This window comes from Bradyrhizobium zhengyangense (assembly GCF_022012555.1).
Classification (GTDB): domain Bacteria; phylum Pseudomonadota; class Alphaproteobacteria; order Rhizobiales; family Xanthobacteraceae; genus Bradyrhizobium; species Bradyrhizobium zhengyangense.
The window spans coordinates 213254-234561 of the sequence record NZ_JAKLTZ010000010.1 but is presented as its reverse complement, the minus strand read 5'-3'; the positions used below and the strand labels follow the sequence as shown (position 1 = coordinate 234561).

Annotated in this window: 17 protein-coding genes and 1 pseudogene; 12 read left to right on the top strand and 6 right to left on the bottom strand. The window is 63.9% G+C overall.

Annotation, left to right across the window (positions count from 1 at the left end; all coding sequences use genetic code 11):
• Positions 1 to 148: 148 nt before the first annotated feature.
• The 3 genes from L6639_RS30895 to L6639_RS30885 all read right to left on the bottom strand — a co-directional run bounded on the left by L6639_RS30895 (position 149) and on the right by L6639_RS30885 (position 4865).
• Positions 149 to 1033, bottom strand: a complete 885-nt coding sequence (locus L6639_RS30895) for a right-handed parallel beta-helix repeat-containing protein (protein ID WP_237865155.1) — start codon at positions 1031 to 1033, stop codon at positions 149 to 151.
• A gap of 405 nt (positions 1034 to 1438) precedes the next feature.
• Positions 1439 to 1867, bottom strand: a complete 429-nt coding sequence (locus L6639_RS30890; RefSeq protein ID WP_237865154.1) for a GlcG/HbpS family heme-binding protein — start codon at positions 1865 to 1867, stop codon at positions 1439 to 1441.
• Positions 1860 to 4865: an FAD-binding and (Fe-S)-binding domain-containing protein gene (locus L6639_RS30885; protein ID WP_237865153.1), complete on the bottom strand. Its 3006-nt coding sequence runs from the start codon at positions 4863 to 4865 to the stop codon at positions 1860 to 1862. Before L6639_RS30885 ends, L6639_RS30890 begins: the two co-directional genes overlap by 8 nt.
• 199 nt (positions 4866 to 5064) lie before the next feature.
• On the opposite strand from L6639_RS30885, the gene L6639_RS30880 reads away from it, so the two are divergent.
• The 9 genes and pseudogenes from L6639_RS30880 (at position 5065) to L6639_RS30840 (ending at position 13220) form a co-directional block, all read left to right on the top strand.
• A complete protein-coding gene (locus L6639_RS30880) occupies positions 5065 to 6264 on the top strand; it encodes a pyridoxal-phosphate-dependent aminotransferase family protein (protein WP_237865152.1) in 1200 nt (399 codons plus the stop codon).
• Positions 6265 to 6328: 64 nt separating this feature from the next.
• A complete protein-coding gene (locus tag L6639_RS30875; protein ID WP_237865151.1) occupies positions 6329 to 7123 on the top strand; it encodes an enoyl-CoA hydratase/isomerase family protein in 795 nt (264 codons plus the stop codon).
• 546 nt (positions 7124 to 7669) lie between these two features.
• Positions 7670 to 7906: a hypothetical protein gene (locus L6639_RS30870; protein ID WP_237865150.1), complete on the top strand. Its 237-nt coding sequence runs from the start codon at positions 7670 to 7672 to the stop codon at positions 7904 to 7906.
• Positions 7852 to 7977: pseudogene (locus L6639_RS43340) on the top strand (hypothetical protein); the annotation flags it as partial. The gene L6639_RS30870 and the pseudogene L6639_RS43340, both read left to right, overlap by 55 nt.
• Before the next feature lie 999 nt (positions 7978 to 8976).
• The gene (locus L6639_RS30860; RefSeq protein ID WP_237865164.1) at positions 8977 to 9951 is read left to right on the top strand and encodes a Bug family tripartite tricarboxylate transporter substrate binding protein; all 975 of its coding nucleotides are present in this window, start codon (positions 8977 to 8979) and stop codon (positions 9949 to 9951) included.
• Positions 9952 to 10132: 181 nt separating this feature from the next.
• On the top strand, positions 10133 to 10675 hold the full coding sequence (locus L6639_RS30855) for a tripartite tricarboxylate transporter TctB family protein (RefSeq protein WP_237865149.1): 543 nt from the start codon (positions 10133 to 10135) through the stop codon (positions 10673 to 10675).
• 11 nt (positions 10676 to 10686) lie between these two features.
• Positions 10687 to 12204, top strand: a complete 1518-nt coding sequence (locus tag L6639_RS30850; RefSeq protein ID WP_237865147.1) for a tripartite tricarboxylate transporter permease — start codon at positions 10687 to 10689, stop codon at positions 12202 to 12204.
• Positions 12205 to 12371: 167 nt separating this feature from the next.
• Positions 12372 to 12716: a hypothetical protein gene (locus L6639_RS30845; protein WP_237865146.1), complete on the top strand. Its 345-nt coding sequence runs from the start codon at positions 12372 to 12374 to the stop codon at positions 12714 to 12716.
• Positions 12717 to 12773: 57 nt separating this feature from the next.
• Positions 12774 to 13220, top strand: coding sequence for an outer membrane protein (locus L6639_RS30840; RefSeq protein WP_237865145.1), 447 nt, complete (start codon positions 12774 to 12776; stop codon positions 13218 to 13220).
• 68 nt (positions 13221 to 13288) lie between these two features.
• Here L6639_RS30840 and L6639_RS30835 read toward each other — a convergent pair whose 3' ends face one another.
• Complete coding sequence (locus L6639_RS30835) at positions 13289 to 14482, bottom strand: CaiB/BaiF CoA transferase family protein (protein ID WP_237865144.1); 1194 nt, start codon at positions 14480 to 14482, stop codon at positions 13289 to 13291.
• Positions 14483 to 14767: 285 nt separating this feature from the next.
• On the opposite strand from L6639_RS30835, the gene L6639_RS30830 reads away from it, so the two are divergent.
• Positions 14768 to 15226 carry a tetratricopeptide repeat protein gene (locus L6639_RS30830; protein WP_237865143.1) on the top strand — a complete coding sequence of 153 codons (459 nt, stop codon included), beginning with the start codon at positions 14768 to 14770 and terminating at the stop codon, positions 15224 to 15226.
• Between the two features lie 19 nt (positions 15227 to 15245).
• Here L6639_RS30830 and L6639_RS30825 read toward each other — a convergent pair whose 3' ends face one another.
• The gene (locus L6639_RS30825) at positions 15246 to 15842 is read right to left on the bottom strand and encodes a prepilin peptidase (RefSeq protein ID WP_237865142.1); all 597 of its coding nucleotides are present in this window, start codon (positions 15840 to 15842) and stop codon (positions 15246 to 15248) included.
• 4 nt (positions 15843 to 15846) lie between these two features.
• Positions 15847 to 18243, bottom strand: coding sequence for a type II secretion system secretin GspD (gene gspD / locus L6639_RS30820; protein WP_377818990.1), 2397 nt, complete (start codon positions 18241 to 18243; stop codon positions 15847 to 15849).
• Positions 18244 to 18380: 137 nt separating this feature from the next.
• On the opposite strand from gspD, the gene L6639_RS30815 reads away from it, so the two are divergent.
• The gene (locus tag L6639_RS30815) at positions 18381 to 20066 is read left to right on the top strand and encodes a GspE/PulE family protein (RefSeq protein WP_249798407.1); all 1686 of its coding nucleotides are present in this window, start codon (positions 18381 to 18383) and stop codon (positions 20064 to 20066) included.
• Positions 20067 to 20086: 20 nt separating this feature from the next.
• Entirely contained in the window at positions 20087 to 21298 is a 1212-nt protein-coding gene (locus tag L6639_RS30810; RefSeq protein WP_237865139.1) for a type II secretion system F family protein, read from the top strand.
• Positions 21299 to 21308 lie beyond the last annotated feature (10 nt).

The window sequence follows — 21308 nt, the reverse complement described above, 5'->3', positions numbered from 1 at the left end:
CATGCCGAGAGGACGAGTGAGATCGCCATGATCGGATCTATCAATATCCACGGCTGTCGCGTGGCGAATACGCGCCACCTGACAGCCGCCACTATAAAGGCAGTCCCGGTCTGTTACGCCGTACCGATAAATGCCTCACGCAGTCCAGTTATCTCTGCGTGACGGTGCCATTGGGTACGGTGGCGCCGTTGCCGGCGACGATGTTGTTGCCGGCCGAAGCGATCGTTCCGCCGCCCGCGATCGAGAAGTCGCTAACGTTGTCGAAAACGATGTTGCGGCTGACTCGCATGAAACCACCGGTAGTCGAGAATGCCGTGGTGTTATGGTTAATCTGCGAAGAGTCGACGCCCATGATTGAACCAGCTCCAGCCAGTACGGCAGTCGCGGCGTTGGCAACACTCGAATTGGAAATCGTGATATTGGCGGGTCCGGTCGCTTTGATTCCAGCGGTCGTCATGACTTGGATATTCGAGTGGTCAACTTGACCTGACAGGGCACCGGTAGGCACCGCATTGATGCCAATTACTGAGTTAGTAATGGTGGTGTTTGTGACAATCAGCTTTGAGGTGGCTGATGTTGATGCTCCGATGCCGGCCGTAATGAAGTCGTAGATCGCACAGTTTTCGATTACGAGTGCTGCGCCCGAAAGATAGTTGATGCCGGTCAGGCCGCTCCCTATGCCATTGAACCGCAAATTCTTGAGAATAACGACGTCATTCGCTCCTGCAGAGACATTGATGCCGTTCGTCCCTGCGACGAGCACGGAAGCCACTTGTCCTCCGCCGCCGTCGATGGTGATGGCTTTAGTGATCGTCAATGCCCCAAAGCCAGCTGGATCTAAGGCATCGATTTCTCCTCCTGCAGCCGTCTTCGAGATAGCGCCGGCGAAAGTTTTGCAGGGGGCCGTTCGGCTACAGGGATTGGCATCGTCGCCAACACCTGAAACCCAAGTGCGGCTGGCTTGGGCTTGCACAGGGATTGCGCCTAGCATGAAAAACAGAAAAGCGGATAAGCACGACCAATAGGTTCTCATTTCAATCTCCAAATTTTGGTTGGCTCAATTCGCTCGCCAGTAAAGGGCTGTTGTGACGCTGTCGACGATCGGCCCAAATTCACGTTTGAAAACCAGAAAATGTAACCTAGTCCCAGCGCTACCACAGCTCGAGCGCAGCCACTAGAGTGCCCGTTCGCTTCAGGAGGATTGCAAATCCTCAACGAATGGCTTCGTTCACGAAGCCGTGTATTGCAGTAGGGACTGCGGAGGGGTGCTCAGTCAAGACTGAAGATCGGAATGTCCACCTTTCGGAATTTACTTGCTTTTTCCGAGCCGAGATTTGTTCTTACATCTAATGATTGTTGTTTTATTTTGTACAGCTAATGCGTCGGTCCATCGGTGCTACCAGCGGCGTCTGAACAGCTGTCACGGGTGACAAGTTAGCTAGCCCGGATGAGCCTTAAGGCCCGCGACTTGGATGCCGGCCACGGCGCAGGCCTCGTCATTGTCCGACGTATCGCCGGACACACCAACGGCGCCGAGCAACGTCGTGCCATCCATGATCAGCACGCCGCCGGGGACCGGCACCAGCGCGCCCTTGGCAATCGTGTTCACAGCGTCGATGAAATAGGGCTGCTCCTGCGCACGCTGGAACAGAGCGCGCGAGCCGAGCCCCATGGCGAGCGCGCCATAGGCCTTGCCGTGGGCGATCTCAGCGCGCATCAGGCTGGTGCCGTCCTGCGCGGCTGCGATCTTGAGCACGCCGCGCGCGTCGAGGACGGTGACGACGAGCGGCTTGAGCTTGAGCTCGCCCGCCTTGGCGAACGAGGCGTCGAGGATTTTGCGGGCGGTGTCGAGCGTGAGGTCAGCCATGGCTGGGTTCCTTTGTGTTGGAAGTGGAATTGGTTTCGGCACGGTCGAGGCTCATCGCCAGAACGCGCGCGACGTGAAGAGCCTCGCGTTGCGCGCCGTCGTGGATCTGATGGCGGCAGGAGGTGCCGTCGGCGATGACGAGCGTAGACGGATCAGCCTTCCGCACAGCGGGGAGCAGCGACAGCTCGGCCATCTCGATCGAGGCGTCATAGGTTTCGGCGCCATAGCCGAAAGCGCCGGCCATGCCGCAGCAGCTCGACTCGATGGTCTTAACCTCGAGGCCAGGCACGAGGCGGAGCACCTGCTCGACCGGCTTGAAAGCACCGAAGGATTTCTGGTGGCAATGGCCGTGCACGACGGCTTTCTCGGCGATGGTGCCGAGCGGCAGTTGCAGCCGGCCGGTCTCGGCCTCGCGCACCAGGAACTCCTCGAAGGTCAGGGCGTGGGCGCCGACGACCTTGGCGTCGTTGTCCTTGCGCAGCGAAGGCAGCTCGTCGCGCAGGGTCAGCAGGCAACTCGGCTCGAGGCCGACGATCGGCGCGCCGCGCGCGGCAAAGGGTGCGAAAGCGGCGACGAGACGGTCGAGCTCGGACCTGGCTTCATCGACGAGTCCGGCAGACAGGAAGGTGCGGCCGCAGCAGAGCGGGCGGCTGCCGCTGGCCGGTTTCGGCAGATGGACGCGATAGCCGCCGGCCGTCAGCACACGCAGCGCGGCGTCAAGGTTCTCGCGTTCGTAGATGCGGTTGAAGGTGTCGGCGAAAAGAACGACTTCGCGGCCGGTTTCCGGCCCGACGCTGTCGGTTGGCGGCACAAAGACGTCGCTGCGGAAGGCGGGTAGCGCGCGGCGGGCGCTGATGCCGGCAAAGCGTTCGAACAGCTTACGTAGCAACCGACTACGGTTGCGCAAATTAGCGAGCGGTGCAAAGCGCGCGGCGAGATCGGCGTAGCGCGGCAGGTAGCCGACCAGTCGATCGCGCAGCGTCAGGCCGTGCGAGGCGGCGCGTGCCGCCAGCACCTCGATCTTCATCTTGGCCATGTCGACGCCAACAGGGCACTCGTGGCGGCAGGCCTTGCAGGAGACGCAAAGCTTCAGCGTCTCCATCATCTCGTCGGAGGCGAGCGCGTCGGGGCCGAGCTGGCCTGAGATCGCGAGCCGCAGCGTGTTGGCGCGCCCCCGCGTGACGTCCTTCTCGTTGCGCGTGGCTCGGTAGGACGGGCACATCACGCCGCCCTCGAGCTTGCGGCAGGCGCCGTTGTTGTTACACATCTCGACCGCGCCCTGGAAGCCGCCGCCGGCGCCGGGATAGGCGGACCAGTCGAGCTTTGTCTTCAGCTCGGTGACGCGATAGTCGGGCTTGAAGCGGAACAGCGAGCGGTCGTCCATTTTGGGCGCGTGGACGATCTTGCCGGGATTGAGCACACCGTCGGGGTCGAAGCGCTTCTTCACCTCGCGGAAGTCGGCGACCAGTCGCTCGCCGAACATGCTCTCGTGGAATTCGGAACGTACCAGGCCGTCGCCATGCTCGCCGGAATGCGAGCCCTTGTACTCGCGCACCAGCGCGAATGCCTCCTCGGCGATGGCGCGCATCGCCTTGACGTCCTTGTCCAGCTTGAGGTTCAGCACGGGCCGCACATGCAGGCAACCCTCGGAGGCGTGCGCATACATCGTGCCGCTAGTGCCGTGCCTGGAAAACACCTCGTTCAGGCGCTGAGTGTAGTCGGCCAGATGCGGCAGCGGCACGGCACAGTCCTCGACGAAGGAGACCGGCTTGCCCTCCTGCTTCATCGACATCATGACGTTGAGGCCGGCGGCGCGGAAATCGGCGATGCCGCTCTGCAGTGCGGGCTCTGATATCTCGACCACGCCTCCCCATTTGCGCGGCTCGTTATTCCAGCCGAGGCCGAGATCGCCCATCAGCTCGCTAAGCTGCTTGAGGCGCGTCAAATTATCGGCCTGGTCCTCTTCGGCGAACTCGACCACCAGCACGGCATCCGGATCGCCCTTGATCGCCGCGTTGATGATCGGCTTGAACATCGCGATGTCACGGCCGAGCGCGAGCATGGTGCGGTCGACCAGCTCGACCGCGATCGGCTTCAGTTTGACGAGATGCTGGGCCGCATCCATCGCCTCGTAGAAGCTGCCGAAATGGCAAACGCCCAGCGCCTTGTTGCGGATCACGGGCCACAGCTTCAGCTCGAGCTTGGTAGTGAAGGCCAGCGTCCCTTCGGAGCCCACCAGCAGATGCGCCATGTTGTTGCGCGCATTGCGCGGGGTGAGTGCATCGAGATTGTAGCCGCCGACCCGGCGCTGCACTTTTGGGAAGCGCGCGGCGATCTCTTGGGCTTCGCGCGCGCCGAGATCGAGCATGTCGCGGAACAGCGCTCGCATGGTCTCGCCGGCGTCGCTGTCCGAGAGATCGCGCGAAACCTCACCGAACCGGCTCAATGTGCCGTCGGCGAGCGAGGCCTCGAGCGACAGCGTGTTGTCGCGCATGGTGCCGTAGCGCAGCGAGCGGCCGCCGCAGGAATTGTTGCCCGCCATGCCGCCGATGGTGGCGCGCGAGGCCGTGGAGACGTCGACCGGAAACCACAGGCCGTGCTTTTTGAGCTGCCGGTTGAGGTCGTCGAGCACGATGCCGGGCTCAACCACGCAGGTTCGCCCCGTGACGTCGAGCGACAGGATCTTGTTGAGGTGCTTCGAGAGGTCGACCACGAGACCGTCATTGACGGTCTGGCCGCATTGCGAGGTGCCTCCGCCGCGTGGGGTGACCTTCACACCCTCGTCCCGGGCGATGGCCAGGGCTCGCAAGGCCTCGTCCATGGTCTTCGGCACGACCACGCCTGACGGAATGATCTGGTAGAACGAGGCGTCGGTGGCATAGCGGCCGCGGCTGAAGCTGTCGAATAGGACGTCACCGGTGAGGTCCCGGGCAAGACGAGCCGCCAGACGGTCCGTTCGGACTGATTCCGGTGATATTCCAGCCACTTCCCCAGCCATAACCCACTCTCGCCTATTCGCAGGCACCCTCTTGCCTCCCGTCGCGGCCCTTGGCAAGCGAGCCCTGCTTCTTGTGCATTGACGGACCCCGCCGGGCGAGGGACAAGCCCGGCGAATAGTGATATGCGAGCGGCTCGGCGGAGCCCTTAATGCGGGCCGCGCTCAAGCAAGACAGCCCCAAAGACCGGGAAGGACGCCTATGACCGTGCATACTGGAAGGCATTTTCTCCAGATTCCAGGACCGACCAACGTGCCCGACCGCGTGCTGCGGGCGATGGACATGCCGACGCTGGACCATCGCGGTCCGGAGTTCGCCGAGCTCGGTTTTGCGGTCCTCGCCTCGATGCAGCGGGTGTTCCGCACCAAGCAGCCCGTGATCATCTTCCCTTCGTCCGGCACCGGCGCCTGGGAAGCGGCCATGGTCAACGTGTTCGCTCCCGGCGACAAGGTGCTGATGTGCGAGACGGGCCAGTTCGCCGTGCTGTGGCGCGGCATCGCCGACAAGTTCAAGCTCGACGTCGACTTCATCCCCAGCGACTGGCGCCATGGCGCCGACCTCGCCGAGATCGAGAAGCGCCTTGCCGCCGACAAGCAGCACGCGATCAAGGCGGTCTGCATCGTCCACAACGAGACCTCGACCGGCTGCGTCACGCCGCCTTTGGAGGTGCGCAAGCTGCTGGATCGCGTCAAGCATCCGGCGCTGTTGATGGTCGACACCATCTCCGGTCTCGGCTCGATGGAATATGAGCACGATGCCTGGGGCATCGACGTCTCGGTCGCCGGGTCGCAGAAGGGCCTGATGCTGCCGCCGGGCCTCGGCTTCAACGCCGTCTCGGAGAAGGCGCTCAACGTTGCCAAGACCAATCCCGGCATGCGCTCCTATTGGGACTGGCAGGAAGTCATCAGCTTCAACAAGCTCGGCACCTTCCCCTATACGCCGGCTACCAATCTGCTGTACGGCCTGCGCGAAGCGGTGAAGATGATCGAGGAGGAGGGCCTCGAGAATGTCTGGTCCCGCCACAAGCGCCACAGCGCGGCGACGCGCGCCGCGGCCAAGGTCTGGGGCCTGGAGACGCAGTGCGTGGATCCCGCCGCGCACTCGCCGGCGCTGACCGGCGTGCGCGTGCCTGACGGCTTTGACGCCGACGCCTTCCGCAAGGTGGTGCTCGAAAACTTCGACATGTCGCTCGGCACCGGCCTGAACAAGGTCAAGGGCAAGGTGTTCCGCATCGGCCATATCGGCCATTTCAACGACCTGATGCTGATGGGCACGCTCGCCGGCGTCGAGATGGGCCTGGATCTTGCCAAGATTCCGCACCGGAGTGGTGGCGTGCTGGCAGCCATGGACGTCCTGAAAGGACGTGACGCGGTGCCGATGGCCAAGGCCCAAGTGGCTTAAAGGCCAGGTGGCTAAAAGGCCAAAGTGGCCTGATCTATCTAGCTGAAGAATAAGTGAGCGCGCGATGAACGCACCGACGACGAACGAAGACCTCCTCTACTCCGTCACGGACGGCATCGCGCGGATCACCTTCAACCGCCCCCAGGCGCGCAACGCCATGACCTTCGCCATGTATGACCGCATGGCGGAGATCTGCCAGGAGATCAACGCCGATCGTTCGATCAAGGCGCTGATCCTCACCGGTGCCGGTGACAAGGCGTTTGCGTCAGGCACCGACATTTCCCAGTTCCGCGCCTTCAAGACGGCGCAGGATGCGCTCGATTACGAGGCGCGGATCGACCGCGTGCTCGGCACGCTCGAACAGTGCCGCGTGCCCGTGATCGCGGCCATTGCGGGCGCTTGCACCGGCGGCGGCGCCGGCATCGCCGCCTGCTGCGATCTTCGCATCGGCACCGAGACGACGCGCATGGGCTTTCCGATCGCACGCACGCTCGGCAACTGCCTGTCGATGTCGAATATCAGCCGCGTCGTCTCGCTGGTCGGTCCCGCCCGCACCAAGGACCTGATTTTCAGGGCGCGTCTGGTCGAGGCGCAGGAAGCATTGTCGCTCGGCCTGCTCTCCGAAATCGTGCCTGATGTCGAGACGCTGCAGCGCCGCGCGGATGAAACCGCAAGGCTTGTCGCGAGCCATGCGCCGCTGACGCTGGAGACGACCAAGGAAGCGGTGCGCCGCATCCGCCCCACGCTGTCGCGCGAACAGGGCGAGGACCTGATCCTCAAGGCCTATATGAGCGAGGATTTCCGCGAGGGCATGGACGCCTTCCTCAACAAGCGCGCGCCGGTCTGGAAGGGCAAGTAGCCTCGCGCTGTGCTTCTTGCGCCGCTGCTTTGTGGTGGCGCGACAGCGAAGCGATCACTGACGTCAACCGTCAGTCGTTTCTCGCGTTGCAGTTATATAGATTTGTCAGGCGGTTCCGTCTCCTAGACCGCAAACGTGCGGCTGTCATTACGCGCGTTCACATTGACGGCACAGCGAGCTCGGGCATAAGATCGCAGAGGTTGCATTCCACCGTTCCGTTTTTGATGCGGGCCGGGTGATTTCAAGTCCAGTCGAATTGAGCGATTTGAGTGATGCGTAGCTCAACCGGACGTCATTGAAGTGAAATTGAACTGAAAAAGTAGCCAAGTACGTTCGACGACGCGAGCTGCGCCAGAATTCATTGCTGCTGACCATCCCGACGCCAGCACGGCCTCGCGAACAAGCCAAGACTCTTAAACCAAGACTGACAAGGCTTTAAGTCAGGAAGGCTGAGGCACGTCCGATTTCTCGGGCCGACTAGTCGCGTCGCCGCGTGCTCGATGCGGCGACGTCTTTCGTGGGCAAACGCAGGCAGGGATTTTCTCCATGACCAATCGTTCGCCGGTTTTCAACTCGTCGTCCGCGACGGGCGGCTTCACCAAATTGGCTGACACCACCGATTCGACTGCGCTGCAAACGCTGTCGGGCCACGTCCCTGACGCATTTCCAGACCGCGATGCATTCGCAGATCGTCAGCGACTCCAACGGCTCGGGCCAGCTCCAATGGAATTTCAAGCGATGCTAACGATGACTTCGACTTTCTCGCCAAAAATCAGACGCTGACGCTGACCTACGACATCACGGTCTCCGACAACCATGGCGGCACCGCGATCCAGACCGTAAAGGTCGTCGTAACAGGCACCGACGATAGGCCTGTCATCAACATGACGACGGCGGCGACCGTCACCGAGCAGCTGAACCAGACGCTGTCGCTGTCGCCGGACACCGTCCATGTTGCCCTGAACTTCACCGACGGCGATCTCACCAATACCGGCCACACAGCGACCGTGATCGGTGTTTCCGCCTCCGGCGCCACTGCTGGGCTCTTGCCGGGCCCGCTCGGCGACGCCGAGCTGATGGCGTTCTATCATGTCGACAACGTCATCAAGAATTCCGGCTCGAGCGCCGGCACCATCAACACCACGTTCTCGGCACCCGATCTCGCCTTCGACTATCTCGCGGCGGCGCAGCATCTCGACATCACCTACACCGTGCAGCTCGACGATCACGCCGGCGGCGTCTCGACGCAGACCGGAGCGGGCAATGATGTCCTCATCGGCACCGCCAGCGGCAACGTCATGACCGGAGGCGGCGGCAACGACACCTTCGCATTTCTCCAGGTGCCGACTGCGCCCGGTCAGATCACCGAGTTCAACAACGCGAGCCAGCACGATCGCATCACGATCTCCGCGGGCGGCTTCAGTGGCGGTCTGACGGCGGGCATTGACGTGACGTCGACATTCGAGAGCTCGGCCGACAACAACTTCTCGGTGCGGCCAATTTCACTTCGACACGGCCAACCAAACGCTCTATTTCAGCGCGGATGGTACGCAAGGCTCGGCGCATGCGATCGTCGCCGGTCAGGCGGCTGCGGTGATCAACCCGCACGACATCCTGGTTGTCTAGACGCACGCATCGGCTTTGCGAGATACGCGTGGGCTCCGCAGGGGCCGCGTTTTTTTGCGGCGCCACCGCGCTTGCAAACGATCTCATTCCAAAGTCATAAGCGGGGCGATGCCGGGCGGCTTGAACTGGCCGGCGTTCGCCCGCACAATACGGCTCTTCTCGGGCTTTCACGAATAGCCAATCCGAACATAGACAAGAATTTGGAGTTGACGCGCGTGGGACATGGAATGAAGGCCGCAGCCACGTTGCTGGCTTCGCTTTGGGTGGCGCCGGCACTCGCGGGCTGGGAGCCGACCAAACCGGTCGAGATCGTGGTGGCGGCAGGCGCGGGCGGCGCCTCCGATCAGATGGCGCGGATGATGCAGGCCGCGATCCAGAAGAACAATCTGATCAAGCAGCCCATGGTGGTCTCGCTCAAGGGCGGTGCATCGGGCGCCGAAGCGCTGATGTACATGAAGTCCAGCGAGGGCGACCCGAACAAGGTGCTGATCGCCTATTCGCTGATCTACATGCTGCCGCTCTCGGCCAAGATCCCGTTCAACTGGCGTGAGCTGACCCCGGTCTCTGTGATCGCGCTCGACGAGTTCGTGCTGTGGGACAACAGCGCCGGTCCCAAGACGGTGAAGGAGTTCGTCGAGGCCGCAAAGGCCGCGAGCTCGCCGTTCAAGATGGGCGGCACCGGCTCCAAGCGCGAGGATCACGTGCTTACCGTCTTCCTCGAGCAGAAGACCGGCGCGAAGTTCTCCTATCTGCCCTACAAGTCCGGCGGTGAGGCCGCGACCCAGCTCGTCGGCAATCACATCGAATCCAACGTCAACAACCCATCCGAAAATCTCGAAGTCTGGCGCGCCGGTCAGGTGCGGCCGCTCTGCGTGTTCGACAAGGAGCGCATCTCCTACACAGCCAAGGTGACGGACACGCAGTCCTGGGCCGATATCCCTACCTGCAAGGAGGAGGACGTCGACGTCCAGTATCTGATGCTGCGCGCGATGTTCCTGCCCGGCAAGGTCACGCCGGAGCAGCAGGCGTTCTATGTCGAGCTATTCCACAAGGTGACACAGACCGCCGAATACAGGGATTACATGGAAAAGCAGGCGTTGAAGCCGATCTTCCTCACGGGCAAAGACATGGTGCAGTTCCTTGAAGAGGACGACGCCGCCAACAAGGCGCTGATGACGGAAGCAGGTTTCGTCGCGAAGTAGCGGGTCTTCACCTCGCCCGCTTGCGGCGAGAGGTCGCTTCGCAGAAGCTCAGAAGCGATGCGGGTGAGGGCGACTCTCCCCGAGTCCCGCTGTCACCGTCCCCGTGGAGACTCCCCCTCACCCGAACCCTCTCCCCGTGAGCCGGTAGAGGGGAATTGGTCAGAGCGTTTGTTGAAATCCAATGTCCCAAACCGATCATGAAATCGTCGTCGACGATCCGACCGCACCTGAAGACGATTCGCCTTCGGTCGTCTCGTCCGACACGGTCGAAATTGTCGTGTGCCTGCTGCTGCTCGCGCTGGCCGCCATCCTCGGTTACGACAATTGGCGAACCGGCGCGTCCTGGGATTCGACCGGGCCCGAGCCCGGTTATTTCCCGTTCTATCTCTCCGTCATCCTGGGCGGCGGCAGCCTCTACGGCCTGATTGCCGCGCTCCTCGTGCGCCGCGCGGCCTCCGAAACTTTCGTCACGCGCGCGCAGGCACGCCGCGTGCTGGCGGTGTTCGTGCCGACGCTGCTGTTCTGCCTGGTGACGCAATTCCTCGGCCTCTATGTCGCGAGCTTCCTGCTGATCGCGGGCTTCATGCGGCTGATCGGCAAGATCGCGCTGTGGAAGTCGCTGCTCACCGCTTTCCTGTTCACGGCGATCATGTTCGTCACCTTCGACGTCGCCTTCGACGTCATCATGCCGAAAGGGCCGCTCGAAGCGGCCTTCGGCTACTAGGCGGCCCCCCGATGGAAGCTTTCGGTCTCCTGCTTCATGGCTTTGCCGTCCTGCTGACGTGGAAAACGCTCGTGCTGATGGTGGTCGGGCTCGTGCTCGGCATCTTCGTCGGCGTGTTGCCGGGCCTCGGCGGTCCCAACGGCGTTGCCATCCTGTTGCCGCTCACCTTCACGATGGATCCGACCTCGGCGATCGTGATGCTGTCCTGCATCTATTGGGGTGCCCTGTTCGGCGGTGCGATCACCTCGATCCTGTTCAACATCCCGGGCGAGGCCTGGTCGGTCGCGACCACTTTCGACGGCTATCCGATGGCGCAGCAGGGCAGGGCGGCCGAGGCACTGACGGCGGCGTTTACGTCGTCCTTCATCGGGTCGCTGGTCGCGGTGCTGCTAATTACCTTCCTCGCGCCGATGATCTCGTCCTTTGCGCTGAAGTTCGGCCCGCCTGAGTTCTTCGCGGTGTATCTGCTGACTTTCTGCTCCTTCGTGGGCCTCGGGCGCGAGGCCAAGCACAAGACCGTCATCTCGATGTCGCTCGGCCTGCTGCTGGCCGGCGTCGGCATGGACACGGTGTCGGGCCAGCTGCGCATGACCTTCGGCTCGTCCGAGCTCTTGCGCGGCATCAACTTCCTCGTCGCCGTCATCGGTCTGTTCGGGATCAGCGAGATCCTGCTGACGATGGAGGAACGCCTGGCGCTGCGCGGCCATGCCGCGAGCATCTCGCTGCGCGTGGTGCTGAGCGTGTGGAAGGACTTGCCGAAATACTGGGTGACGCTGCTGCGCTCGTCCTTCATCGGCTGCTGGCTAGGCATCACGCCGGGCGGCGCGATCGCGGCGTCCTTCATGGGCTACAATCTGGCAAAACGCTTCGCCAAGGATCCGGCGAGCTTTGGCAAAGGCCGTATCGAAGGCGTGTTCGCGCCGGAGACGGCAGCACACGCCTCCGGCACCTCGGCGCTGTTGCCGATGCTCGCGCTCGGCATTCCCGGCTCCGGCACAGCCGCGATCCTGCTCGGCGGGTTGATGGTATGGGGACTCAATCCGGGCCCCTTGCTGTTCGTCGAGCACAAGGACTTCGTCTGGGGCCTGATCGCCTCGATGTATCTCGGCAATGTCGTCGGCCTCGTGCTGGTGCTGACGACAGTGCCGATCTTCGCCTCGATCCTGCGCGTGCCGTTTGCGGCGGTGGCGCCGATGATCGTGGTGTCCTGCGCCATCGGAGCTTATGCGATCCAGAACGCGATGTTCGACATCTGGCTGATGCTCGGCTTCGGTGTCGTCGGCTACGTCTTCAAGAAGATCGGTATTCCCTTGGCGCCGTTCACGCTGGCGCTCGTCCTCGGCAACCGCGCCGAAGACGCCTTCCGTCTCTCGATGATCGGCTCAGGCGGCGACCTAAAGTTGTTCTGGTCGAACGGCCTGGTCGGTTCGATCACGACGCTGGCGATTCTGCTGCTGTTCTGGCCCGTCATCGACGGGCTGCTCGCCCGCGTCGGCTGGACGAGGCGGACCAGCGCGACATCGCGCTGACGGGATAAGACAATCTTCTTTGAAAACAATGGTTGGTGCTCCGGTGTGGAGGCCGTTTTTGCTTGATTGTTCCCGGTTATTGCAGGAGCGGCACATTCATCAGGCGCTTGCAGGCGTATTATCGGATGACAAAATCGTGCGGTCCATGAAACGGGATCGTGATGGGAATGGCAGCGGCGATGTCGCTGTTTGCAACCGGCGCAATGGCGGCCGACCTGGCGGCGAGGCCCTACGTCAAGGCGCCCCCGATGGTCGATCCTGCTTTCAATTGGAGCGGCTTCTACGTTGGCGGCAATGTCGGCTACAGCTGGGGCCGCGAGCGTGACGATGGCACGCTGACTGGTACGCAAAGCGTGCAGGTGTTCCGCACCGCTGGCCCCACCCCTGTCGGCGGCCCCGTCGTGACACCACTGGCGGCGCAGACGATCTGGGCACGCTCAAACGTCAATGGCGTGGTCGGCGGTGGCCAGTTCGGTTACAACTGGCAGCAGAGCAATTGGCTGTGGTCTTGAAGCCGACTTCCAAGGCAGCGACGAGAAGTCGACGAACAATATCTGCTCGGCGATCGGATGCCCCGCGGGCTCGGTGCTGTATCCGGCCAACTACAACCTCGATTGGTTCGGGACTCTCCGTGGTCGCGTCGGCTGGGTTGCAGCTCCGCGCGTGCTTCTGTACGCGACCGGCGGTCTCGCCTACTGACATCTCGGCGCGAGCGCGCCTGCCTTGGGTATCAGCTGGGGACCAAGGCCGGCTGGACGGTCGGCGCTGGCGGCGAGTTCGCGATTGATCGCAATTGGTCCGTGAAGGTGGAATACCTCTACATGGATCTCGGCTCGTTCAACGGTGGTTCGACGACCGCGACGACGGTTACGAACGCGCTCAGCACGCCTGCGATCGGTTTCAATACCGTTACCACGACCACCACGACGGGCAATTTCGGTACGCGCTTCACCTACAACATCGTCCGTATCCGCGTGAACTACCGGTTCTCGGGACCGGTTGTCGCCAGGTACTGACGGTCTTCGACAGACCTGTTTGGAGGCCCGGCGCTTGTGCTGGGCCTTTGCGTTTCGGGCCTTGATCCTCAGACTACCTTGGCGGCCCTGAGCGCGGCGATCTCGTCGGCGCCGAAGCCGAATTCCTTCAGCACCTCGTCGGTCTGTTCGCCGAATTCCGGCGGCCGCGCCACCATCTTGCTCGGCGTGCGCGACAGCGTCACGGGTTGGCCGACCAGGCGAATGTGGCGGTTCTCGTCGTTGGGCACGTCCTGCGCAATGCCGAGATGCTTGACCTGTGCGTCCTCGAACATCTGGTCGATGGCGTAGATCGGCCCGCACGGCACGCCGGCCTGATTGAGCTCGCGGACCCAGGTCTCGGTCGACTTGGTCACGGTGCGCTTCTCGATCTCGGCGTTGAGTGCGTCGCGGTTCTTGGAGCGGGCAGGGGCCGTCGCATAATCGGGATGGCCGTAAAGCTCTGGCGCGCCGATCGCCTGCGCGCAGCGCTCCCAGATCCGTCCGCCGGTCGTGGCGATGTTGATGTAGCCGTCCGAGGTCTTGAACACGCCGGTCGGAATGCTGGTCGGATGATTGTTGCCGGCCTGCTTGGCGACTTCCTTCTCCATCAGCCAGCGCGCGGCCTGGAAGTCGAGCATGAAGATCTGGGCCTGGAGCAGCGAGGTCTGCACCCATTGGCCCTTGCCGGAGACCTCGCGCTCGAGCAGCGCGGTGAGGATGCCGATGGCGCAGAACAGGCCGGCGGTGAGATCGGCGACGGGAATGCCGACCCGCATCGGGCCTTCGCCCGGCGCACCCGTGATCGACATCAATCCGCCCATGCCTTGCGCGATCTGATCGAAGCCGGGCCGCTTGTGATAGGGGCCGTCCTGGCCGAAGCCCGAGATACTGCCATAGACGATGCGCGGGTTGATCGCGGCGAGACTGTCATAGTCGATGCCGAGCTTCTTCTTCACGTCGGGGCGGAAATTCTCGACCACGACATCGGCCTTGACGGCGAGGCGCTTAAACACGGCAAGCCCGCGCTCGTCCTTCAGGTTGAGCGTCATGGCGCGCTTGTTGCGGTGCAAATTCTGGAAGTCGGAGCCCCGGCGCGGCCCGCCCGGCTGCTCGCCGCCGGCATCCTCTGTGAGCGCGTCGATCTTGATCACGGTCGCGCCCCAATCGGCGAGCTGGCGCACACAGGTCGGGCCGGAGCGGACGCGGGTCAGATCGAGCACGGTGAACCGCGAAAGGGCTTCGGAAGCGTGAGGGAAGGGCATCTAGGGTGGCTCCGGCAACAAACTGCGGCCCCACCATAGGGCCGAAAGATCATGCGGCAAGTGTCGGCCGGCGCGGTCAGCCATGCGCCGACTTTGAGAATAGTCGAACGAGCATCTGCGCGCGCCGCGCTGCTCCTCGATGACCAGCCGCTCTGGATTCGGTCAAATCGCCGGACTATTGTTGTCCGCATGTGGAAGGAACGCACGATATTTGTCAGCGGGTGCGATCGCGAGTCCCGGCGCCGCGACGGACTGCTGCGGTGGGCCCGATGCATTGCCGCGGTATTGCTGCTTCTGCCCGCGATCCCAGTCCAAGGCCAGTCGCTCGGCCAAGGCCTGTCAGCCTACCAGCGCCAGGACTATGTGACGGCCTCGCGCATCTTCATCCCGCTTGCCCAGCGCGGCAACGCCGCTGCGCAGACCTATCTCGGCTTCCTGTTCGAGACCGGCCGCGGCGTGCCGCAGAACTACACCGAAGCTGCGATGTGGTACCGGCGGGCCGCGGAGCAGGGTGACAGCCGCGCCCAATATTCGCTGGGCCTGCTCTATGACCGCGGCTTTGGCGTGCCGCGGGACATCGTCGAAGCCTCCAAATGGCTGAACCTGTCGACCGCGGCATCGCCGCCGCGGGTGCGCGAGTCCCGGGCCCGGATCCGCGACGCCGTCACCACCAAGATGACGCGCGGAGAGATCGCCCAGGCCCGCCTGCGGGCACTGGAATGGGCGCCAAGCCGCGAGCACTGATGCCTGCGTGCTTCGGGCGTTAGCCGGGCCAGCCGCCGAGCCAGTTCAGATACCAGGTCTCGCCCAGCCAACCGATCCAGATCGAGGGCGCGAGGAACAGCCCGAACGGCAGGAAGGCTGTCCCCCGCAGCGGTTTTCTTTGCAGTGCGGCATTGACGACATAGGCGCCGATCGCGAGCAGGGCGGCGAACTCGATCACCGCAGCCACCGTCGCAAGATCGAGCCAGGCCCCGCAGAGGGCCGCGAGCTTGACGTCGCCGAGCCCGAGCCCGTCGCGGCCGCGCCAGCGCCGATAGGCCTGCATCAGGAGCAGCAGTGGAAGCGCCACGACCAGGGGGCGCGCGACCGGCCAAAGCAGCGCCTGTGCGCCGACATCGGGCACGACAGCGGCAGCGCGAAGCAGCGCAAGCGCGAAGGCCGCGCCCGTCAGCTCGTTGGGGATCAGATAGTGGCGGGCATCATGCGCGGCGATGGCGAGCATCAAGGCGGCGAGGAACGCACCGAAGATGCCTTCCGCGGCGGGGGCCGTCACGAGGCTGGCGAGCACCCCGACGAGCAGCGCGCAGCTGAGGGCCAGCGGGGCGCGGATCCCGTCCTGCGCGTCGTCCTCGGCCACGCCGTCAGCGCGCCGCCCTGGGCGGGCTCACGGTGACCACGGGATTGCTGGTCCCGACCAGACGGCTGTTCATCTTGCTGCGCATCTCCTCGGCGATGACATGCGCATCGACGCCGTCCTTGATGACGGTCGGGCGGATGAACAGGATCAGCTCGGTCCGGGCGCGCGCGTTGGTCTGATGCGAGAAGGCATCGCCGACGCCGGGAATGGAATCCAGGACGGGAATGCCCTGGCGCTGCTTGTTCTCGGTCTCGCTGATCAGGCCGGCGAGCAGCACCGTCTGCCCGCTGGTCACCGCAATCGAACTCTTGACGCGACGCTGCGAGATCGTCGGCGTCAGCGAGTTGGCGCTGCCGGCGGCCACGCTCGAGATTTCCTGCTCGATGTCGAGCACGACGTTGCCGTTGGCGTTGGCGCGCGGCAGCACGCGCAGGATGATGCCGGTGTTCTTGTAGTCGATGGTGTTGACGACGGTGTTGTTGGCGGTCAGCACGGTCGCGGTGCCCGTGGAGAACGGCACCTGATCGCCGACTTGCAACGTCGCGGCCTGGTTGTCCAGCACCACCAATGACGGGTTCGACAGCACCTTGACGTCGGTGACGCCGTGCAACGCGTCGAGGATGACACGCGGCGAGTTCTCGGAGCCGACCAGGAAGTTGAAGCCCGGCAAGACTCGTCCGAGCAGCGCGCCGCCCGCGGCGTTGACGGCGTTGGACGCCGCCTCGACCGCGCCGCTGCCGACAGACGCCGCATTGCTGACACCGGATATGGTGTTGGAGACCGAGCCCTTCTGGCTCGCCAGGAAGAACTGCACGCCGTAGTTCAACTGGTCGTTCAGCGTCACCTCGGCAATCGTCGCCTCGATCGCGATCTGGCGCTGCGGCCGGTCGATCTGGCGGATGGTCTGCTCGACGATGCGCTGCGCGTCCTGGTTGGCATAGACGAGGACGGCATTGTTGGTGACGTCGGCGGTGATCCGGACGTTCTGGAGGATGGTGGTGATGCCGGACCTCGAACTGCTTCCGCCCAGTCCACCGAGGCCGTTGTCCTGCGCCTGCGCCGGCGCTGCTGACGCAGCCGGAGCGGGGCGGGCCCCGAGCGCGGATCCCGCAGGTCCGGTCACCGGCGTCGCCGCGCCGGATGCGGCCGTCGGCATTGCACTTAGCGAGGCGATCGGATTGCTGGAACTGGAGGACGACGTGGCGAGGCCCGCGCCGGGCGCGACCTGGCTCGATGCGCTGTCGAGCGAGGTGTTGCTCGCCGCGCTCTGGTTGAACAGCATATCGTTCAACATCGAGACGACCAGCTTGGAATTGCCGTAGCGCAGCGGATAGGACTTCAGGTTCACACCGTCGGTGTCGGAACGATCGAGCCTGGCGATCCAGGTCTGGGCGCGCTTGAGATATTCCGGCTTCTGGCTCACGACGAGGATCGAATTGAGCCGCGCGATCGGCTGCATCTTGATCACGTTCTGGCCCATCCCGCCTTCGCCGGAATCCATGATCTTCTCGATCTCGGAGATCACGGGCTCGGGCGCCGAATTGCGCACGGGGAAGATGCCGACCGATTGTCCGCGCATCCAGTCGGCGTCGAATGACAGGATCGTGTCGACTGCCGTCGCGCGATCGGTCCCGCTGCCGCTGACGATGAGCGTATTGCGCGAATTGTCGGGACGCATGGTCGAAGCCTTCACGCCGAAGGCATCGAGCAGCTTGAAGATATTTTGCGCCGAGGTGTAGCGCAGTGGCACGACGGTGATGCCCTGGCCGGCTTCAGTGCTCGCCGAACGGTCGATGCCGCCGGGGCCGGCCTCCGGCGCCGGCAGCAGACGATAGCCGGTGCGGTCGCGGACCAGCGCGACGCCGGACATGCGCAGCGCATTCTCCAGCACATAGACCGCGTCCGCCTTGGGGACTGGTCGCACCGAGGCAAGCGTCACGGTGCCCTGCACGCGCGGATCGATGGTGTAGCCGACGTTGAGAACGTCACCGAGGATGACCTTTGCGACGGTCGCCACCGGTGCGTTCTCGAAATTGAGGTCGTAGCCGCTGCCGCCGCCATCGTCGCGCTCGGCCAGCGCACCGCCTTGCGGCGTTGCACCATCGCTCAGATAAATCGCAGGCTTCGACGATTTCGGCTGCGAGATGCCGCTGCTTCCCATATCCGCTGGTTGGCGCGGCTGGAGATCGATGCCGCGGATCTTGTCGACAAGATCCTGGGCGCGTGGATCCCTTGGATCGGCTTCGACCGACTGGTCGGCGGTGACGATGCACCCCGTCAGCAGGACGGCCGTCGACAACAGCACAATCGTTCCAGTCAACGCTGCGCGGCGGCGCAAAAGCGGTTGGACCACTTCAAACAAGATACGCCTGCCAACTCTGGAAGTGACTGGAAACGGCATCCGATCCCCCTTGGTTCGGACGCGCAATAATTTGCGCCACGATTATGTTTTTGCTAAGAAATAAGTCAAGGGCAAAGGGCCTCCCGTGCCCCCTGAAGCTGTTGCATTCAAGTAACAAGGTCAACGCTGTGAATGCGATGCGAGACCGTTCCGCCGATAGCTTCCGGCAGCACCTTCTTGAAAAATACTCACTGCCGCCGCGCGCGCATGTCCGTGTAGAAAAGACGGCCAATCCGGCGCTGATACGTCCGTTACGCGAGTTTTGGGAGGCCACCGATTTGTCGGCGGCCGAATTCGCCGACGAGGTGTCGGATTATTTTGCCCTGCCGCGGCTAAGTCTTCCGCAACTGCTGACGACGACGCCTCGCCTCGAAGGTTTTTCGCGCCGATTCCTGCGAGAATCCACCATCTTTCCGTTTGGCGCGCCGGACGGCGGATTTCGCCTGGCCGTCGCCGATCCCTCCGATACGGCCGCTATCAGGGCTGCGGAAATCGTGTTCGGAACGCCGGTCGATGTCGTCGTGGCGTCATATGAGGACATTACGACGGTCCTCGATCAGCGAGCCGATGCCGACGATGCGAATGCAGACCAGGGCACTGGCCGTGCGGTGCAGTCCGACGACGACATCGAGAGCCTGCGCGACCTCGCCAGCGGCGCGCCGGTGGTTCGCGCCCTCAACGATCTCCTGGAGCGCGCGGTCGACCTGCGTGCCAGCGACATTCACGTCGAGCCGTTCCGTGCCGGGCTGGTAGTGCGCATGCGCGTCGACGGTCTCCTGCGTGCGCTGCCGTCGCCGCATGGCATTCCGCCACAGGCGCTGATCTCGCGCATCAAGATTCTGGCCAGCCTCAACATCGCAGAACGGCGCCTGCCGCAGGACGGCGCGGCGCGCGTGCGCGTCGGCCGCAGCGAACTCGACGTCCGCGTCGCCACCATGCCGACGCAGCATGGCGAGAGCGCGGTCATCCGCCTGTTGCCGCGCGACCGCGGACTGCTGGAGATGAGCAAGCTCGGGCTCGGCGCGCGCGACGAGAGTGTGATGACGCGGCTGCTCGCCATGCCGCACGGCATGATCGTGATCACCGGTCCGACCGGCAGCGGCAAGACCACGACGCTTGCCACCATGCTGTCGATCCTCAACGAGCCGACGCGGAAGATCCTCACCATCGAGGACCCGGTCGAGTACGAGATTCCCGGCATCAACCAGTCCCAGGTCAAGCCGTCGATCGGCCTGACCTTCGCCTCCGCCATGCGCGCCTTCGTGCGCCAGGACCCCGACGTCATCATGGTCGGCGAGGTCCGCGACGCCGAGACGGCGCATATCGCGATCCATGCCGCGCTCACCGGCCATCTCGTTCTGACGACGCTTCATACCGAGACGGCGGCTGCGGCCGTGCCGCGCCTGATCGATCTCGGCATCGAAGGGTTCCTGCTCAAATCGACGCTGCGCGCCGTCGTGGCGCAGCGGCTGGTGCGCATGCTGTGCGACCGTTGCAAGGTGCCGCACGCGCTGACCGAGGCCGATCTCGCCAGGGACCCGCGCTTTGCCGTGATCGGCTTCAAGTGCGGCGAGGTCGTGCACGAGGCCGGCGGCTGCGAACGCTGCGGCGGCACTGGCTATCGCGGCCGCAACGGCGTATTCGAGATCCTCGAAATGTCCGACGATGTGCGTGCACTGATCGGGCCACAGACCGACTCGCACTCCATCGACGCCGCCGCGATGCGCGGCGGCATGACGACGATGCTGGAGGATGCGGTCGCCAAATGCCGGGCCGGACTGACGACGGTGCCCGAAGTCTTCCGCGTCACGACGGTGCGCTAGGCCCAGGAGCGCTAGACATAATGCCGAACTATCGCTACCGCGCCCTCAATGCCAACGGCGAACTGGTCTCCGGAGCCATCGCCGCGCCGGCGCCGGGTGACGTGGCATCGCGGATCGAGCGGCTCGGCCTGGTGCTGGTCGACAATGTCACCCCCGAGGAGGGCGGCGCGGCGGGCAGCGTGCTCAGGCTCTTCAACAGGCCGAAGCCGGAAGACGTCACCATTCTCACGCGCGACCTCGCGTTGCTGCTGCGCGCGGGCGCCCGCATCAACGACGCGCTCGAGCTGCTCGCGGCCGATCCGGACTTCGGACGGTTGCTGCCTGTCGTCGCCGACATCCGTGCGCGTGTCGTCTCCGGCGAGAGCTTTGCAGAAGCGTTGGCACGGCATGAGGGATTGTTTCCGCCGATGTATATTGCGCTGGTGCGGGTCGGCGAGGCGTCGGGTTCGCTGGACCAGGTGCTGGAGGTGTTGTCAGGCGAACGCGCGCGCGCCGAAGCGCTGAGGCGGCGCCTGACCGATGCGATCCGTTATCCGCTCTTCGTGCTCGGCGCGGCCGGCTGCGTGCTGCTGTTCTTCCTGACATTCGTGCTGCCGCAATTTGCCAGCGTCCTGCAGGATTTCGGCGCCAAGGTCGATCCTGTTGTCGGCGTGTTCCTGAACATCTCGACCTTCCTGCGCGGCAATTCGGAGATCGTGCTGGCCTGTCTTGCTGCGACTGTCGCAACGTTGTGGCTCGTGCTGCGGCAGGAGCGTGTCCGCCGCGGTTTGACCAATGCGTTTGTGCGGCTGCCGGCCATCCGCAACGTGATGGGCGCGTATCGTACAGCGCTGTTCTGCCGCAACCTCGGCCTGCTGCTCGGGAGCGGCGTCAATCTCACCACGACGCTGCGCATTCTCATTGACATGATGGCGACAACAGGGGCGTCCACGGTCTGGAGCGACGCCGCCGACCGCGTCCGCCACGGCTCGAAACTCTCCGATGCGCTTGCGGAGACGGAGGCGTTGCCGCCCATGGCGGTCCGCATGCTGCGATTGGGTGACGAAACCGGGCAGTTGCCGATGCTGTCAGGCCGTGTCGCCGAATTCTACGAATCGAAACTGCAACGCACGCTCGACCGCGCGGTCGGCATTGCCGGGCCCGCGGCGATCATTGCGATCTCGCTCGTCGTCGGCGGTCTGATCACATCGGTGATGACCGCACTGATGTCGGTGAGCCAGATCATCGGTTAGAGAAGGGAAT

What these genes read in the sequence shown, in the direction of transcription:
- L6639_RS30850 (WP_237865147.1), top strand. Translation starts at nt 10,687, where the DNA reads ATGGAAGCTTTCGGTCTCCTGCTTCATGGCTTTGCCGTCCTGCTGACG.
- L6639_RS30895 (WP_237865155.1), bottom strand. Translation starts at nt 1,033, where the DNA reads ATGAGAACCTATTGGTCGTGCTTATCCGCTTTTCTGTTTTTCATGCTA.
- L6639_RS30875 (WP_237865151.1), top strand. Translation starts at nt 6,329, where the DNA reads ATGAACGCACCGACGACGAACGAAGACCTCCTCTACTCCGTCACGGAC.
- L6639_RS30810 (WP_237865139.1), top strand. Translation starts at nt 20,087, where the DNA reads ATGCCGAACTATCGCTACCGCGCCCTCAATGCCAACGGCGAACTGGTC.
- L6639_RS30870 (WP_237865150.1), top strand. Translation starts at nt 7,670, where the DNA reads ATGACCAATCGTTCGCCGGTTTTCAACTCGTCGTCCGCGACGGGCGGC.
- L6639_RS30885 (WP_237865153.1), bottom strand. Translation starts at nt 4,865, where the DNA reads ATGGCTGGGGAAGTGGCTGGAATATCACCGGAATCAGTCCGAACGGAC.
- L6639_RS30890 (WP_237865154.1), bottom strand. Translation starts at nt 1,867, where the DNA reads ATGGCTGACCTCACGCTCGACACCGCCCGCAAAATCCTCGACGCCTCG.
- L6639_RS30860 (WP_237865164.1), top strand. Translation starts at nt 8,977, where the DNA reads ATGAAGGCCGCAGCCACGTTGCTGGCTTCGCTTTGGGTGGCGCCGGCA.
- L6639_RS30840 (WP_237865145.1), top strand. Translation starts at nt 12,774, where the DNA reads ATGCCCCGCGGGCTCGGTGCTGTATCCGGCCAACTACAACCTCGATTG.
- L6639_RS30855 (WP_237865149.1), top strand. Translation starts at nt 10,133, where the DNA reads ATGTCCCAAACCGATCATGAAATCGTCGTCGACGATCCGACCGCACCT.
- L6639_RS30815 (WP_249798407.1), top strand. Translation starts at nt 18,381, where the DNA reads ATGCGAGACCGTTCCGCCGATAGCTTCCGGCAGCACCTTCTTGAAAAA.
- L6639_RS30835 (WP_237865144.1), bottom strand. Translation starts at nt 14,482, where the DNA reads ATGCCCTTCCCTCACGCTTCCGAAGCCCTTTCGCGGTTCACCGTGCTC.
- L6639_RS30880 (WP_237865152.1), top strand. Translation starts at nt 5,065, where the DNA reads ATGACCGTGCATACTGGAAGGCATTTTCTCCAGATTCCAGGACCGACC.
- gspD (WP_377818990.1), bottom strand. Translation starts at nt 18,243, where the DNA reads ATGCCGTTTCCAGTCACTTCCAGAGTTGGCAGGCGTATCTTGTTTGAA.
- L6639_RS30845 (WP_237865146.1), top strand. Translation starts at nt 12,372, where the DNA reads ATGGCAGCGGCGATGTCGCTGTTTGCAACCGGCGCAATGGCGGCCGAC.